A 14,584-nucleotide genomic window follows, 5' to 3' on the forward strand; every position below is an offset into this window, starting at 1 on the left:
GTGGGCGGTTCCGTCAGACGGACTGAATGGCACGCAGCACGTCGACGAGCCCGTGGCCCTGGAAGTGGCGCTCACGGGCCAGGTCCGTCGCCGTGGCGCACAGGATCTCCTTCACCCGTTCCGGGCGGCCGAGCAACTCCCGGTTGCGGGCCAGCAGCATGGCTGCGGCCCCGCTGACATGGGCCGCAGCCTGGCTGGTGCCGTGCATGGCGGCGATGCCCTCGCCGGGGATGGGACCGTCGATGTCCTCCCCCGGCGCCACCAGGTCGGGCTTGGGCCGCCCGTCGCCGGTGGGCCCCCGGCCGGAGAAGTAGCTGACGCCGTGGCGGTGCGGATTGCTGCGGTGGGTGGAGCCGACGGTGATGACGGACTCCGCGTTTCCGGGGTCGGAGATGCTGATGGCCCGGTAGTCGGCGCCCACCGTCCGCGCGGTGTCGGCGAACCCCGCGTTGCCCGCCGCGGTGACGACCACGACGCCCGACCGTGTCAGGCGGTCGCACTCGACGCACACGGGTGTCCACCCGGTGGAGTGACTGGCGACGTCGTGCGGGACCGACAGGCTGATGTTGACCCCGGCGACGATGAACCGCCCTGCCTGCTCGTTGATGTGACGGATCGCCTGCAGCGCGGTGACGATGGAGAACTCGTCGCCCCCTCCCTCGTCGTCGAGGACGCGGAAGTCGTAGAGCCGGATGCGCGGGCAGATGCCGCGGAAGTCGAGCTCCGGCCACCAGCCGCCGATGATGCCGGCGATGTGGGTGCCGTGCTGGTCGCCGGGCGGCGGCCGTGCGGGCTGCTCCTGGGACGGGGTGGTCTCGACGGACGGCAGGGCGGCCGCCCAGTTGACGAGACCGCCCACGAGCACGTCGGCGGAGAGTCTCTCCCGTACGCCGGTGAAGTCGAAGGAACGGGCGATACGCGTCTCGAGTCGCTGCGGCGCCGGGCCGGTGGTGTCCCAGTCGTGGAAGGCGGGGTGCCGTGGATCGATGCCGCTGTCGACGACGGCCCAGCCGATGGAGGCGGTGTCGACCGAGAAGACCTGCTCCGCCGCGTCGGCTTTGATGGTCCGGCGGGACCGTACGACCGCTCCGGTCGCGGGCCGGTTCGTCGTCACGGAGACGACCGGATACTTCTGTCTCCGGTCGGCCACCCGCCCGGCGGGTGCGTGCGGCCGGTGCGCGGGGCCGGTGTCCACGACGACGGCGTCCAGCATGTCGACGAGCACGCCGGTCACCGCCTGTTCCCGCGTCTCACCCCCGCCCAGGTCGGGCCTCGCGTGGCGCACGATGCGGTGCAGCAGCCTCAACAGCCAGGTGACGTGGCGGCCGCGCTCCTGCCGGCGTTCCATGCTGTCGTGGATCTCGCTGGTGGCCGGGGTCCTGACGTGTCCGGCGAGGGCTGCTTCGATGCCTTCGGTCCCGCCGTAGCGAGCGAGTTCGTGGGCGACACGCACCGCACCGGCCAGACTGGTCAGCGGCAGGACGTCGCCGACGAGCTCCTTCAGGGTCAGCTGTGCGGCCACGAAACTGCCGGCGGCGATGGGACGGCACTTCTCCATCAGCCCGCGGTTCTGGAAACGCTCCAGCACCCGCTCGACGCCGTACTCCTCACGGATCGCGAGAATCAGGTCCTGCCGTCCCCGCTCTCCCGCCCGGGCCACGGCCCCCGAACCGTGGGCGTCCCCCCGCGAGGACGGCGGCTGGGCGAACGCCAGCCACACGTCGAAGTGCACGGGGCAGTGGGTGGCCCACAGGACGGGGACGGGGCCATCCCCGTAGAACACCGCTGAGAGGTCGGCTCGGTCCATGGGGACTCCCGGTGCGCGTGCGTGCGGCCCTGCGCAAGGCGGTGGGAGGCGGTGATGGCGGCCGGAGGGCCTGCCTTCATCCTCCGCCCCGGTCACGGGCGCTGCAACCGCACGGCCGTCCGTGCCGACGCCTCCGGTCGGACCGCGTCCACGATGCCCGTGGGTCCCTGCGGATCTGGTCCTTTGGGAGCCACGGGCGCCAGGTTCCGGCGGCACGCTGACGACACATCAGGCACGGGCCGTGAGATCGCGGTCACGGAAGGTGCGGGCGTGCCGACTGAAGGGCGGCACCTTTGCCGTCGAGGGCGGTCCTCCCTCGTACGCCGCGAGCAGCACGCCCCGCCCCCCCCTCCGCCGTCACCTCCCGCGGGTTGGCGGACGGCTCGCCCGCCGCCCGGGCCGCCGCCGGTGTCACGTCGGCGCCTTGGCGAGGCCGAGTTCGGCAGAGACACCGTGGGCCGGTGAATGCGGGCACCGGGACCCACAGTTGTTTTTCGTTCAACCGAACCCGCTACGGTGGGCTGTGCCGTGACCACCACAGACCCCTCCTCCGCAGCCACCGTCCGTCCCTCGCTCCGTGTCGCACGCGAGCGGTTCCTGTCGGGCCGTCCGCTGCCCGCGGGTGTGCCGCAGGAGGTGGTCGCGGCGTGGCGGCGGGCCCGGTTCTTCGGGGTGCGTCACGACTTGGAGGAGCCGCCGGCGTGCCCGTCGCGCCCCCGCGCGTCGGAGCTGCTCGGTGCCGCCCGGCCGGTGCTCGACCGGATCGTGCCCGCCCTGGGTGCGGGCCGGTCGCTGCTGGTCCTGACCGACGAGCGGCTGCGCGTGCTGTGGACGGCGGGGAACGTGCCCGGCTTGGAGGCGTGCACCGTCCTGTCGGAGCAGGAGGTCGGCAACAACAGCGCGGCCCTCGCCCTGCGCACCCGGGGCCGTGCCGAAGTGCACGGGCCCGAGCACTTCCTCGACCGGTGGCAGGAGGTGTCCGCGGTCAGCGTCCCGGTGCTCGCACCGGAGAGCGGGCAGGTGCTGGGCACGGTGACGGTCGCGTCGCGGCTGTGCGCCGCGGGTCCGCCGCACCCCCAGGCCGCGTTCGCCGAGGCCACGGTCGCGGCGGTCGAGACGGAGCTGCGGACGCGGGCGGGACGGGCCGAGCGGGTGCTGCTGGACGCCTACATGCGTGCGGCGCGCGGGCGGGATCGGGCCGTGGCGGCCCTCGACGGCCGCAACCGGCTGGTCAGCGACGCCGCGCAGCGGTTGCTCACGCCCGAGGTGCTCGGCGTGCTGGAGCGTACGGCGGCCGGCGCGCGGGGCGCCGACGTCACGGGCCCGGCGGAGTTGCCGGAGGGAGCAGGGTGCACCGCGCGCGTCACTCCGGTACGGCTGGACGGCACGGCCATCGGGGTCGTGGCCGTCCTGGAACCGCTCGACGATCCGGCACCCCCGGCGGCCGCCTCACCCGGCCGGCCGGCCACTCTGACCGGCTCCTCGGTCCCCTGGCGGCACGCCGTCGGGCGGGCCATGGAGCTGGCCCGCTCCCGGGGGCCGCTGCTGCTGACCGGCGAACGCGGAACCGGCAAGTCCGCACTGGCGCGGGAGCTGTGGGGACCGGACACCGCCCAGGCCGCCGACGCGGCGCAGGACGCCGGACTCGACCGGGCCCTGCACGCGTGGCAGCCCGATCGGCCGCTCCTGCTCCGGCATGCCGAGCGCCTCGCGCAACCCGGCGTGGCCGCGCTCAACTCCCTGCTGGACCAGCACCCGGACGCCCGGCTGCTGGTCACCTACACGCCCGGTGCGCCGGCCGGCCCCTGCCTCCAGCGCCTGCTGGACAAGCTGTCCGCCCGCTCGGTGACCCTGCCGCCGCTGCGGGAACGCGCCGAGGACGTACGGGAACTGCTGCCGGCCCTCGCGCCGCGCCCCGCGCCCGGGCAGCCGCCGCTGACCTGGACTCTGGACGCCCTGCGGGCCCTGGAGCTGTACCCGTGGCCGGGCAACGTCACCGAGCTGGCCCATGTCGTCCGGGCCCTGGCGGAGCACCGGCGGATGGCCGGTCCGGTGCGCCGGGCAGAGCTGCCGGACACCGTCCGGGAGGGACCGTCCGCGCGCCCGCTCAGCCCGATGGAGCACGCCGAACGCGCCGCGATCCTGGAGGCGCTGGGCCGTCACGGCGGCAACAAGGCCCGCACGGCGGCGGCGCTGGGGATCGGCCGGGCGACGCTGTACCGCAAGCTGCGGGAGTACCGGCGCTGAGCCGCAGAACGGCTCGGTGCGCGGAAACGACGCCTGGCACGGGAACGACGCACGACAGCTCGGGCGGGTCGAGAAGATCTCGACCCGCCCGAGCTGATCTGTGTCCGAGGGGGGACTTGAACCCCCACGCCCGATAAAGGGCACTAGCACCTCAAGCTAGCGCGTCTGCCATTCCGCCACCCGGACCAGGTGTCCGTCGCCGTGCCAGGGGTGTTCCCCGCGGCGACACGGACAACAATACCAAGCTTTCGGAGTGCCTTTCACCTGCGTTTCCGTCCGCCTGGCGGGGGTCCGGGACCTCGCGCCCCGATACCTCTAGGGTCACACCATGAGTGACTGGATGGTGACGCAGAGCCCCTCGGTGAGGCGTCGCCCGCGTGCCCTGTCGCCGCTACGGGAGCACTTGCGGGACACGTTCTGGTTCGCCCCCACCGCGGCGATGGTGGGGATCTTCGTGGTCTGGGCGGGGGCGGAGCTGCTCGACACGGCCCTCGTCGACGCGCTCCGGGAGGAGCGGGACTTCCGGACGCTCGACGAGCTGCTGCGGTTCGCGGACGACGCGAAGGCCGTGGTGAGCGCGGTCGGCTCGGCGATGATGACCTTCATCGGTGTCGTCTTCAGCATCTCGCTGGTCGCCGTGCAGATGGCGAGTGGCCAGTTCACCCCCCGCGTGGTGCGGCTCTTCGTCCGGAGCCGGATCACCAAGGCGACCTTCGCGGTGTTCCTGGCGACCTTCGTACTGGCCCTGCTGGTCCTGACGAGCTTCGACAGTGTCGACGACCCCCGGGCCGTCACGTCGGTACCTCTGGTGCAGTCGGCCCTCACCCTCTGCATGGTCGGACTGAGCCTGCTGCTTTTCGTGCTGTACGTGAACACCACCCTGCGGCTGATGCGGATCAGCCATGTGATCGCGCGGATCGCCTCGGAGTCGTTCCGGGTGGCCGCCTCGATGCCGGTGCCGGTGGGCGGACAGGACGCTCCCGTCCTCGGCCCCGAGACCGCGTGGGTGCCGCACGAGGGCCGGGCGGGGGTGGTGCGGGACGTGCACATCGCGCGGTTGGCGCGAGTGGCGCGCCAGTACGGGGTCGTGCTGCGGCTGATCCCGCGGATCGGGGACTTCGTGGTGCCCGGGATGCCCCTGCTGGCCGTGCACGGCGGGCCGGTCCCGCCGCACCGGGTGCTGCGTCACGCGATCTCGGTAGGGGTGGAGCGGACCTATCACCAGGATCTCGGTTTCGGGCTGCGGCAGTTGTCCGACATCGCGTTGCGCGCCCTGTCGTCCGCGATCAACGATCCGACGACCGCCGTGCAGGCGCTGGACCGGATCGTCCAGTTCCTGGCCGTGCTGAGCCGACGGCCGCTGGACGCCGCCCTGCACCGGGACCGGGCCGGTGCGGTGCGGCTGGTGCAGCCCGTGCCCGGGTGGACCGAGCTGGTCGATCTCGGGTTCACCGAGGTGCGGGCCTGCGCCCCCGGGAACCCACAGGTCTCCCGGCGCATGCTGGCCGGCCTGGACGATCTGCTCCTGCTCGCGCCGCCGGAACGCCGCGAGCCGCTGCTGCGCCATCGCGAACTGCTCCGGCAGGCCGTCGGGCTGGCCGCCCCGACCCCGTCGGACCGGGAGTTCGCCCTGCGCCCGGACCGGCAGGGCATCGGCTGAGCCTGTCCCGGGCCTGCTCGGGACACGCCCCTGGGCGGCCGGGCCGAAGAGAGGCATGCCGCCGCAGCCGGCCGAATCACCACGGCAGGCCGGCCCGGCGCCCGACCGTGCCGGCGGCCACAGACCGTGGGCTGACGCCCGCTCCACCCATGAGGAGGCCCCTCCCCCGTCCGGGAATGGTCTCCTCATGTCCGTACGCCGGTCAGCACTTCTCCCTCAGGGAGTGCAGGTGGGCACTGGAGCGGCGGGCGAACGTGAAGGACTCGGCCGGGTTGTCGTGCTCGGCCTGCCAGTGGTGGGCCATGCGGTGGCCCCGCAGCCGGGTCACGGCCGAGATGAACCGCTGGTAGTCGATGTCCCCGTCGCCGACGTCGGTCATCTTGTAGCCGTAGGGGTTCGACGGGTCGCTCTCGCCGTCCTTCACGTGGAAGAGCGGGTAGCGGTCGGGCCGCCGCAGGACGTAGTTCAGCGGGTCGAACGGCGCGGGCGTGCCGTCGGGCCGCTTGGAGAAGCGGAACTGGCCGACGTACGCCCAGTAGATGTCCATCTCCAGGTGGACGAGGTCGGGGTCGGTCTCCTTGAGCAGGATGTCGTAGAGGCGGACCCTGGGATTGTCGGTGGCGAAGGAGAACTCCTCGGAGTGGTTGTGCTGGTAGAACTTCATGCCGCGGGCCCTGGCCGCCGCACCGTAGGTGTTGAAGTCCTCGGCGGCGCGCTTGAAGGCGTCGACGGTCGAGCCGTAGCGGAACGGGCCGGAGGCGGTGCCGATGTGCTTGAGGCCGAGGGCCTGGGCGTCGTCGAGGACCTTGGTGAGGTTCTGGGCGAAGGTGTAGGCGCCGGGGTCGTCGGAGTAGTAGCCGACGTGGCTGCCGATCGGGTTCAGGCCGTGGTCGCGGGCCAGCCGCTTGAGCTGGGCGAGGGTGATGGGACCGGCCGAGCCCTGGGTGTAGCCGGCGAACTCGACCTCGTCGTAGCCGTACCGCTCCAGTTCGGCGAAGACGGGGCCGAAGCCGAGGGAGGAGACCTTGTCGCGCAGGCTGTAGAGCTGGATGCCGAGCCGGCCGGGCGGCAGGACGGGGCGGCCGCGGCCCTTGGCGCCGGACGCGGTGGCGGCCGTGTCGGCGGTCGCGGGGGCCGCGGCGCCGAGCAGGGCGGCGGCGGTGGCACCGGCGGCCACGCCGAGCATGCCTCGTCTGCTGAGACGGTGACCGAGCTCGGGGTCGGGCTGGGAGAAGCGGCTCATGCGGGGAACTCCTCGTGATCGCGGGGCGTTGTCAGTGGTGAGTGCTTCACTTGTGACCAGTCGGACACTGCGGGTCATGACCTCAGGTGAGGCCGGCGAGTCGGAGCAGCAGTGACTTCACATCGGTGGCCGCGACGCGGTCGCCGACAGCGCGGGGGGTGGAGCAGATGAGGAGCGGACCGTCGTCGTCGCTCGCCGGAAGGCGGCCGTGGCTGCCGCGAATAGGTGAGGGGTCCAGGGGCACGACCGCCATGCGGTAGCGCATGCCGAGCTTCTTGCGCGCCAGTGCGGTGGCCGCCTTGACCTTGACGTAGGGGTCGAGGGGATCCATGAAGAGTTCGACCGGGTCGTAGCCGGGTTTGCGGTGGATCTCGACCAGTTGCGCGAAGTCGGGCGCGCGGTCGTCGTCGAGCCAGTAGTAGTACGTGAACCAGGCGTCGGGTTCGGCCACGGCGACGAGTTCGCCGGCGCGCGGATGGTCGAGATGGTGGGCCGTCTTGCCCTGATCGTCGAGGAGTTGCTCGACGCCGGGCAGACCGTCGAGGGCGGCCCGGGTGGCGTCCAGGTCCTCGGGGCGGCGCACATAGACATGGGCGATCTGGTGGTCGGCGACCGCGAAGGCGCGGGACGCCATCGGGTCGAGGTACTCCATGCCGTCCTGTGTGTGCACCTCCAGCAGGCCGGCCCGGCGCAGGGCGCGGTTGATGTCGACATGCCGGTCCACACGGGTGATGCCGTACTCGGACAGGGCGACGACGGTACGGCCCTCGGCGCGGGCGTCGTCCAGCAGCGGGGCGAGGGCGGCGTCCAGGTCGGTGGCCGCTTTCAGGGAGCGCGGGTCGTCGGGGCCGAAGCGCTGCAGGTCGTAGTCGAGATGCGGGAGGTAGCAGAGCGTCAGGTCGGGGTGCCGGGTGCGGATGATGTGGCGGGTCGCGTCGATGATCCACCGGCTGGAGACGAGGTCCGCTCCGGGGCCCCAGAAGTGAAAGAGGGGGAACGTACCGAGTTCGGCGGTGAGTTCGTCGTGCAGCGCGGCAGGCCGGGTGTAGCAGTCGGGTTCCTTGCGGCCGTCGGCGTAGTAGACGGGGCGGGGGGTGACGGTGATGTCGGTGTCGGCGCCCATGGCGTACCACCAGCAGATGTTCGCGACGGTGTAGCCGGGGTGGGCGCGGCGGGCGGCGTCCCAGAGCTTGTCGCCGGCCACGAGCCCGTTGTGCTGACGCCACAGGAGGACGTCGCCGAGTTCGCGGAAGTACCACCCGTTGCCGACGATGCCGTGCTCCGAGGGCATGGTGCCGGTGAGGAAGGTGGACTGGGCGGCGCAGGTCACGGCGGGCAGGACGGTGCCCAGCGGGGCGCGGGAGCCGGACAGGCCGAGCGCCTTGAGGTGCGGCATGTGGTCGAGCAGACGGGGGGTGAGGCCGACGACGTCGAGGACCAGGAGGGGGGTTGGGCGGTCCGTGGTGGCCGGGCCGGGGTGCTCATGGATGCCGTTGCTCATGGCAGCTCCTTCAGGCCGAGGTCCGTCAGCAGGTCGCGGGCGAGGGCCAGTTCGGCGGCTATGCCCTCGGCCAGCTGGGTGCGGCCCTTGGGGCGCAGCTCGGGCGGAAGGGCCTGCCAGGTGTAGGTCTCGACCTCCAGATGGCGGGTGAGCGGGGCCGGGCCGCCGACAAGCCGGGTCAGTGCGGATTCCAGGACCGGCAGGGTGGAGGTGAGAGGGGCGGCGGGGGCCGCGTGCAGGGGGACGTGGAAGTGGGCGCGCCAGGGTGAGTCGTCCGGCAGGGCACCGGCGAGGGCCTCGTCGAGGTCGTCGGTGGCGCGCAGGCCGGCGGCCGTGGCGTTGCGGGTCTGGTGCAGGAAGCGGGGCTCGGCGAAGGCGGCGAGGGCCTCGCGTACCTCGCAGAGATGGGGGTGTTCGGCGTGCAGGGCGGCGGAGAGCTGGGATTTGACGACGGGGACGCGGGCTGCGGCGAGCGCGTCCAGGGCGGTGCGCGGATCTTCGAAGGAGGTGGCGAGGTGGCAGGTGTCGACGCAGATGCCGATGCGGTCGTGGCCGATCGCGGTGAGCGGGGCGATGGCGTCGTGGGTCGTCTCGACGACGCAGCCGGGTTCCGGTTCCAGGCCGACCCGGATGGAGCGGCCGGTCAGCTCCTCCAGGGCGTCGAGGCGCTCGGCGAGGGTGCGCAGCGCGGTGCGGGCGATCTCCGCACGGCCGTCGTCGTACGCGGTGCGCCAGGCGAGGGGAAGGGTGGAGATGGTCCCGTCGGTGACGTCGTCGGGGAGCAGCCCGGCGAGGACGCGGGCGAGGGCGGTGGTGTGGTCGAGGCGTTCCGGGTCGGCCCAGTCCGGTTTGTAGACGCGGTACTTGACTTCGTCGGCGCCGAAGCCCTCATAGGGGAAACCGTTGAGGGTGACGACCTCGAGGCCGCGCCGGTCCAGCTCGGCGCGCAGCTTGCGCAGTGCGGCCGGGTCGGTGACGAGGGCGTGGGCGGCGTCCCTGGCGAGCCACAGTCCGATACCGAGCCGGTCGCGGCCCAGGCGGCGCCGGACGGGTTCGCAGTGGTCACGCAGCTGGGCGAGGACGCCGTCGAGGGTTTCGGCGGGGTGGACGTTGGTGCAGTAGGCGAGGTGGACGGTGGAACCGTCGGGGTGGCGGAAGCGCATGGCTCACGCCCCCGCGTTGGGGACGCCGGCCGGCCTGCCGGGGCCGTTGTCCGGCTCGTGCGGGTCCTTCGGCGCGCCGCGGAGGACGGAGTTGCCCTCGTGGGTGGCGTCCGTCGCGGTGACGTCGAGGTTCAGGCGGCCGCTGAGCCCGTAGAAGGCGACGGGGTTGCGCCACAGCACCTGGTCGACGTCGTCCTCGTCGAAGCCCTCCGCCAGCATCAGGTCGCCGACCTTTCGGGTCTTGAGGGGGTCGCTCTTGCCCCAGTCGGCGGCGGAGTTCACCAGGACCTGCCCGGTACCGTGGGCGCGCAGGATCGCGACCATCCGCTCCTCGTCCATCTTGGTGTCCGGATAGACGGAGAAGCCCAGCCAGCAGCCGCTGTCCCTGGCCTCCTTGACGGTGGTCTCGTTGAGGTGGTCGACCAGGACGCGGTCCGGGGTCAGCGCGGACTCCCGGACGACGTCGAGGGTGCGGCGCAGACCGGCGAGCTTGTCGCGGTGCGGGGTGTGCACGAGGGCGGGCAGCCCGTGGTCGGCGGCGAGCTGGAGCTGCGCGGCGAGGGCGGTGTCCTCGGCGGGTGTCATGGAGTCGTAGCCGATCTCCCCGACCGCCACCACGTTGTCCTTGACGAGATACCGCGGCAGTTCGTCGAGGACGGGTGCGCAGCGCGGGTCGTTCGCCTCCTTGGGGTTGAGGGCGATCGTGCAGTGGTGGGCGATGCCGTACTGGGCGGCGCGGAAGGGCTCCCAGCCGAGAAGGGCGTCGAAGTAGTCACGGAAGGAGGCGGGCGAGGTGCGCGGCTGCCCCAGCCAGAAGGACGGCTCGACGACGGCACGGACACCCGCGGCGTACATGGCCTCGTAGTCGTCGGTGGTCCGGGACGTCATGTGGATGTGGGGGTCGAAGATGCGCATCAGGACTCCTTGCCGTGGGGGTGGCCCGTGCCGGGGGCCGGGGTGCCGGACTCGGTCAGGTCCAGGACGCGGTACAGGTCCTCGGGGACGGCTCGGCCGGCGGCGGCGCGTTCGGCGGCGTAGTCGCCGAGCATCCGGGCGAGTTCGCCGTCACCGGCGGCACGCCGGGGCAGGTCCGCGACGTGGTCTACGGGGACGCCGGTGAACAGGCACTTCAGCACGGCGTGCCGCCACTGGTGGGCGGTCAGGTGCCGGGCGGCGTAGGGGCCGAGGGCGGCGCTGAGGAGTCGGGTGTCGTTGGCGCGCAGGGCGTCCTCGGTCAGCGGCAGGGCGTCCGGGCCGGAGACGAGGTGGGGCAAGGCGTGCAGTACGGCGCGGCGCTCGTCGGCGGTGCCCTGGAAGTAGACGCGGGTCAGGGCGTCGGTGTCGGCGCGGGCGGCGTCGAGGATGAGGACGCGCGCGGCGTCTGCGTAGGCCGGGCCGCAGCGCCGGCCGGCTTCGGCGAGGCGCAGTTCCCATGCGGAGATGGGCCCGTGGAGACCGGGGTGGGCGGCGGCCTCGTCGAGGGCGTGGTCGAGCCAGGCCTCGGCGGCCGGGTCGAGGTGGGTGGCGAGGTGGCGGCGGAGGTCGGCGAGGGCGGGGGCGGTGTCCCGGCTGGGGAGGTGGGGGGTGCCGTCCGGGCCGTCGGCGGTCCGGGCGGTGTCCTGGGCGCCCTGGGTGCTCTCGGTCTGCTCGGTTCTCGACGCTGGTGTGGTGCGGGGACGGGTCATCCGGTGCTGCTCCCCTCATGGGTGGCGGAGGGAGCGCCGTGGGGTGGCGCGGTCTGCTGGAAGGCGGGGACGGGCGGCGTGGTGGCCGCGGTCCGCTCGGCGTGGCGGAGGAACGGGAGGGAGTGTGCGGCGAAGTGGGGACCCGCGTGGGAGTGGCGGGGCAGCTCGACAACGGTCAGGCCCTGGTAGCCGGTGGCGGCGAGGGCCGCCAGGACCGGCGGGAAGTCGATCTCCCCGTCCCCGAAGGGAAGGTGCTCGTGGACGCCGCGCCGCATGTCCTCGATCTGGACGTGCCGCAGCCAGGGCGCGGCGGCGCGTACGCAGTCGGCCGGTGGAAGGGGTTCTAGGCACTGGCAGTGGCCGATGTCCAGAGTGAGGCCGAGGGGTTCGGGGTCGCCGAGGGCGCTGCGGAGGTGGTGGAAGTCGGCGAGCGTGCCGAGGAGATGGCCCGGCTCGGGTTCCACGGCGAGCGGAATGCCCACGGAGGCGGCGGCGTCCAGGACAGGAGTCAGGGTCTCGGCGAGGCGCTTCCACGCGGAGTCCGTGCCGGTGCCGTCGGGGACGACACCGCTGAAGCAGTGAACCGCGTGGGCGCCGAGGTCGGCGGCGACCCGGACGGCCCGGAGGAGGAGGTCGACGCGGCGGGCCCGGTCCGCGGGGTCCGGGTCCAGCAGGGACGGGCCGTGCTTGCGGCGCGGGTCGAGCACATAGCGGGCGCCCGTCTCGATGGTGACGCCCAGTCCGAGCGCGGCCAGCCGGTGCGCCACCCGGCTTGTGCGGGCGGCGAGGCCGGGTGCGAGCGGGTCGAGGTGCATGTGGTCGAGCGTCAGTCCGACGCCGTCGTAGCCGAGGTCGGCGAGGAGGGCGAGCGCGTCGTCGAGCCGGAGGTCGGCGAGACCGTTGGTGCCGTAGCCGAAGCGGAGGGAGGTGAGGGTGCCGGGTGGGGCGAGGGCGGTACGGGGCGAGGCGGCGGTCTGGGCGCCGGATGCCCGTGAGGAGCCGGCACCGCTCTCGAAGCTGCGGGCATCACGACTCATGTGACGCTCACCCTCTTCCCGAACCGGGCTCCGAGGGGGGCGAGGACCGCGATGAGGAGGGCGGACACCGTGCCCCCGGAGCGCGCGCAGAGAGTGGCCTGGAGGGGGATGGTGGCGCGGATGCCGGCGCCGACGGCGTGTTGGGTGAGAGGAGGCGAGGGGTTGAGGGTGGCGTGGACGTAGGGGCGGGCGGTCGTCGTGGCGTAGGCGGCCCCGAGGGCGGTGGCGAGCGGCGCTGCCCGGTCCTGCCCCGGGCGCCGGGCGGCCCGGGGTCCGGTCATCCCGGTGACGGTGGCCTGCCGGGGGCGTCTCGGCTGGGCTGCGGAGGGCCGTGTCAGCAGCCGGGTGAGCAGAGCGGTCGTCGCGAGGGCCGCCAGGGGTGGCAGGGGTGAGCCGCCCTGTGCCTCCTGGCGGGAGACCGTCGTGACGGCCAGGGTGTGGGTGCCGAGGAGGGCGGCGGAGGGCAGGGCCTCGCGGGTACGGCCGGTGGTGGCCGCGGCTCCCAGGAGCAGGTCGAGGCCGCGGGCCGCACCCATGGCCACGGGTCCGGCGGGCGTGTGCTTCAGGCCGAGGTCGTACGCCCAGACGGTCGCCGCCAGGGGTGCGGCGACGGCCAGGGCCGGGCGGCCCGCGCGGGCGGCCAGGGCCAGTCCGGCTCCGGTGAGGGCGCAGGCCGCGGTGAGGGCGGCAGCCGGCCTGATGCGGCCGGAGGGCAGGGGGCGGTGCGGGCGTTCGACGGCGTCCACGTCGCGGTCGGCCCAGTCGTTGAGGGCCATGCCGGCCTCGTACAGGCACAGGGAGGAGGCGACGGCGAGCACCGTGCGGGAGTTGGGCGCCGAGCCGGTGGCGGCCGTACCGGCCAGGGCGTCCCCGGGGACACTGAACAGGGCGGGCAGGCGCAGGAGTTCCGCCCAGGCGCGGTTCCGGTGGGAGCGGTCGGTGCATGGGCGGGGGGCCTGGGCGCCGCCACCGGTTTCCGGGCCGATGCCGGGCGCACCGCCGGGCCACCCGCACAGGCTCTCGCGCAGCGTCACGGGGCTTCCCCTGTCTCCTCGGAGCCCTTCACCGGCCGCGTGCCACGATCCTTTCCACCGGACTGCGCGAGGCTTCGCCCGAACCGGACCAGCGCCTCGTACTGCTCCGGCAGCCCCGGGGGCCCGTCCCCCACCGGGTCCTTGAAGTAGAAGCCGAGGGCGTCGAGCGGGCCGGACAGCCCCGTCTCGTGGGCGCGGGCGGTCAGCCGGGCCAGGTCCAGCACCAGGGGCGCCGCGAGGGCCGAGTCGCAGCCCTGCCAGATGGTCTGGAGGATCATGCGGGTGCCGAGGAAGCCGTCGAAGGCGATGTGGTCCCAGGCGGTCTTCCAGTCGCCGAGGGCGGGGACGTCGTCGATGTGGACCTCGCCCTCGGGGACGGTGCCGAGGGTGTCGGCGAGGACGCGTTCCTTGCCGGCGTTCTTCGCCGCCGCGGCGGCCGGGTCGGCGAGGGCCGCCCCGTCGCCGCCGCCGAGCAGGTTCGTGCCGGACCAGGCCCGGACCTCGAGCGCCCGTTGCGTGAACATCGGCCCCAGCACGGCCCGCAGCAGTGTCTGTCCGGTCTTGCCGTCCCGGCCGGCGAAGGGCAGGCCGCTTTCTTCGGCCTCGCGTGCGGCGACGGGGTGGTGGATGCCCTCGGAGGGGGTGAAGTTGACATAGGGGCAGCCCGCGCGCAGGGCGGCCAACGCGTACAGGGTGCTGGCCGGCAGCGGGGCTTCGGGGCCGTGGGAGGCGGGTTCGGTGGAGGCGACGTTCACCACGACGGCCCGTTCCAGTGCGTGGCGGTGCAGGAAGTCGCGGATGTCGTGGGTGAAGGCCGTGATCAGGTCGGCCTCGCTCCTGGTGTCGCCCGGGGTGGGGCCGCCGGGCCTGATCTCCCGGTCGGCGGCGGCGAGTTCCGCGGCGACGGCGGTGGCGACGCCGGGTGGGAGGACGCCGCCGGCGGTGAGGGTCTCGGCGCGTTTGGGCAGGGGGCAGTCGAGGGTGTCGTGGCCGCCGAAGACGAGGTCGGACAGGGCGGGCAGGCCGCTGCCGGTGAATGCCGGTGTTTCGGTCACCATGCCGGTGGGCGGGTGCAGTCCCGCGGCGACGGCGGCGCACCCCGTGACGACGGTGGTGGCGACGGAGCCTCGGGCTCCGATCAGCCACACCCCCACACGCGGGCGGGAGAGGGACGCGGACATGGGCAGCCTCCTGGTCGTACGCGAAC

Annotated in this window: 11 protein-coding genes and 1 tRNA gene; 2 read left to right on the forward strand and 10 right to left on the reverse strand. The window is 73.5% G+C overall.

Features of this window, described 5'->3' with window-relative positions:
* Window positions 1-13: 13 nt before the first annotated feature.
* The gene (locus tag ACIQHQ_RS07910; RefSeq protein WP_402610862.1) at window positions 14-1,807 is read right to left on the reverse strand and encodes a S8 family serine peptidase; all 1,794 of its coding nucleotides are present in this window, start codon (window positions 1,805-1,807) and stop codon (window positions 14-16) included.
* 528 nt (window positions 1,808-2,335) lie between these two features.
* Here ACIQHQ_RS07910 and ACIQHQ_RS07915 point away from each other — a divergent pair.
* On the forward strand, window positions 2,336-4,054 hold the full coding sequence (locus ACIQHQ_RS07915; protein WP_402610863.1) for a sigma-54-dependent Fis family transcriptional regulator: 1,719 nt from the start codon (window positions 2,336-2,338) through the stop codon (window positions 4,052-4,054).
* A gap of 101 nt (window positions 4,055-4,155) precedes the next feature.
* Here ACIQHQ_RS07915 and ACIQHQ_RS07920 read toward each other — a convergent pair.
* Window positions 4,156-4,240 (reverse strand) — tRNA-Leu (locus ACIQHQ_RS07920).
* Window positions 4,241-4,382: 142 nt separating this feature from the next.
* Between ACIQHQ_RS07920 and ACIQHQ_RS07925 the strand changes: the two genes are divergently transcribed.
* Window positions 4,383-5,714 (forward strand): DUF2254 domain-containing protein, encoded by a 1,332-nt coding sequence (locus ACIQHQ_RS07925; RefSeq protein WP_402610864.1) that lies wholly within the window; start codon window positions 4,383-4,385, stop codon window positions 5,712-5,714.
* 202 nt (window positions 5,715-5,916) lie between these two features.
* On the opposite strand, the gene ACIQHQ_RS07930 is transcribed toward ACIQHQ_RS07925, so the two are convergent.
* The 8 genes from ACIQHQ_RS07930 to ACIQHQ_RS07965 form a co-directional block, all read right to left on the reverse strand.
* The gene (locus tag ACIQHQ_RS07930) at window positions 5,917-6,957 is read right to left on the reverse strand and encodes a sugar phosphate isomerase/epimerase family protein (protein ID WP_402610865.1); all 1,041 of its coding nucleotides are present in this window, start codon (window positions 6,955-6,957) and stop codon (window positions 5,917-5,919) included.
* Window positions 6,958-7,039: 82 nt separating this feature from the next.
* On the reverse strand, window positions 7,040-8,458 hold the full coding sequence (locus tag ACIQHQ_RS07935; RefSeq protein WP_402610866.1) for a nucleotide pyrophosphatase/phosphodiesterase family protein: 1,419 nt from the start codon (window positions 8,456-8,458) through the stop codon (window positions 7,040-7,042).
* Window positions 8,455-9,621, reverse strand: a complete 1,167-nt coding sequence (gene eboE, locus ACIQHQ_RS07940; protein ID WP_402610867.1) for a metabolite traffic protein EboE — start codon at window positions 9,619-9,621, stop codon at window positions 8,455-8,457. Before eboE ends, ACIQHQ_RS07935 begins: the two co-directional genes overlap by 4 nt.
* Window positions 9,622-9,624: 3 nt before the next feature.
* Window positions 9,625-10,536 (reverse strand): TatD family hydrolase, encoded by a 912-nt coding sequence (locus tag ACIQHQ_RS07945; RefSeq protein ID WP_402610868.1) that lies wholly within the window; start codon window positions 10,534-10,536, stop codon window positions 9,625-9,627.
* Complete coding sequence (locus tag ACIQHQ_RS07950) at window positions 10,536-11,306, reverse strand: EboA domain-containing protein (RefSeq protein WP_402610869.1); 771 nt, start codon at window positions 11,304-11,306, stop codon at window positions 10,536-10,538. Before ACIQHQ_RS07950 ends, ACIQHQ_RS07945 begins: the two co-directional genes overlap by 1 nt.
* A complete protein-coding gene (locus tag ACIQHQ_RS07955) occupies window positions 11,303-12,343 on the reverse strand; it encodes a sugar phosphate isomerase/epimerase family protein (RefSeq protein WP_402610870.1) in 1,041 nt (346 codons plus the stop codon). The genes ACIQHQ_RS07950 and ACIQHQ_RS07955 overlap by 4 nt, the downstream gene beginning before the upstream one ends.
* On the reverse strand, window positions 12,340-13,377 hold the full coding sequence (locus ACIQHQ_RS07960) for an SCO3242 family prenyltransferase (protein ID WP_402610871.1): 1,038 nt from the start codon (window positions 13,375-13,377) through the stop codon (window positions 12,340-12,342). The genes ACIQHQ_RS07955 and ACIQHQ_RS07960 overlap by 4 nt, the downstream gene beginning before the upstream one ends.
* The gene (locus tag ACIQHQ_RS07965; RefSeq protein ID WP_402610872.1) at window positions 13,374-14,558 is read right to left on the reverse strand and encodes an inositol-3-phosphate synthase; all 1,185 of its coding nucleotides are present in this window, start codon (window positions 14,556-14,558) and stop codon (window positions 13,374-13,376) included. The genes ACIQHQ_RS07960 and ACIQHQ_RS07965 overlap by 4 nt, the downstream gene beginning before the upstream one ends.
* Window positions 14,559-14,584 lie beyond the last annotated feature (26 nt).

Source organism: Streptomyces sp. NPDC092370 (assembly GCF_044755265.1).
Taxonomy (GTDB): Bacteria; Actinomycetota; Actinomycetes; order Streptomycetales; family Streptomycetaceae; genus Streptomyces.

Excerpts from the sequence above, each read along its gene's own strand:
- eboE (WP_402610867.1), bottom strand. The coding sequence starts at position 9,621 with ATGCGCTTCCGCCACCCCGACGGTTCCACCGTCCACCTCGCCTACTGC.
- ACIQHQ_RS07965 (WP_402610872.1), bottom strand. The coding sequence starts at position 14,558 with ATGTCCGCGTCCCTCTCCCGCCCGCGTGTGGGGGTGTGGCTGATCGGA.
- ACIQHQ_RS07930 (WP_402610865.1), bottom strand. The coding sequence starts at position 6,957 with ATGAGCCGCTTCTCCCAGCCCGACCCCGAGCTCGGTCACCGTCTCAGC.
- ACIQHQ_RS07910 (WP_402610862.1), bottom strand. The coding sequence starts at position 1,807 with ATGGACCGAGCCGACCTCTCAGCGGTGTTCTACGGGGATGGCCCCGTC.
- ACIQHQ_RS07955 (WP_402610870.1), bottom strand. The coding sequence starts at position 12,343 with ATGAGTCGTGATGCCCGCAGCTTCGAGAGCGGTGCCGGCTCCTCACGG.
- ACIQHQ_RS07925 (WP_402610864.1), top strand. The coding sequence starts at position 4,383 with ATGAGTGACTGGATGGTGACGCAGAGCCCCTCGGTGAGGCGTCGCCCG.
- ACIQHQ_RS07935 (WP_402610866.1), bottom strand. The coding sequence starts at position 8,458 with ATGAGCAACGGCATCCATGAGCACCCCGGCCCGGCCACCACGGACCGC.
- ACIQHQ_RS07945 (WP_402610868.1), bottom strand. The coding sequence starts at position 10,536 with ATGCGCATCTTCGACCCCCACATCCACATGACGTCCCGGACCACCGAC.
- ACIQHQ_RS07950 (WP_402610869.1), bottom strand. The coding sequence starts at position 11,306 with ATGACCCGTCCCCGCACCACACCAGCGTCGAGAACCGAGCAGACCGAG.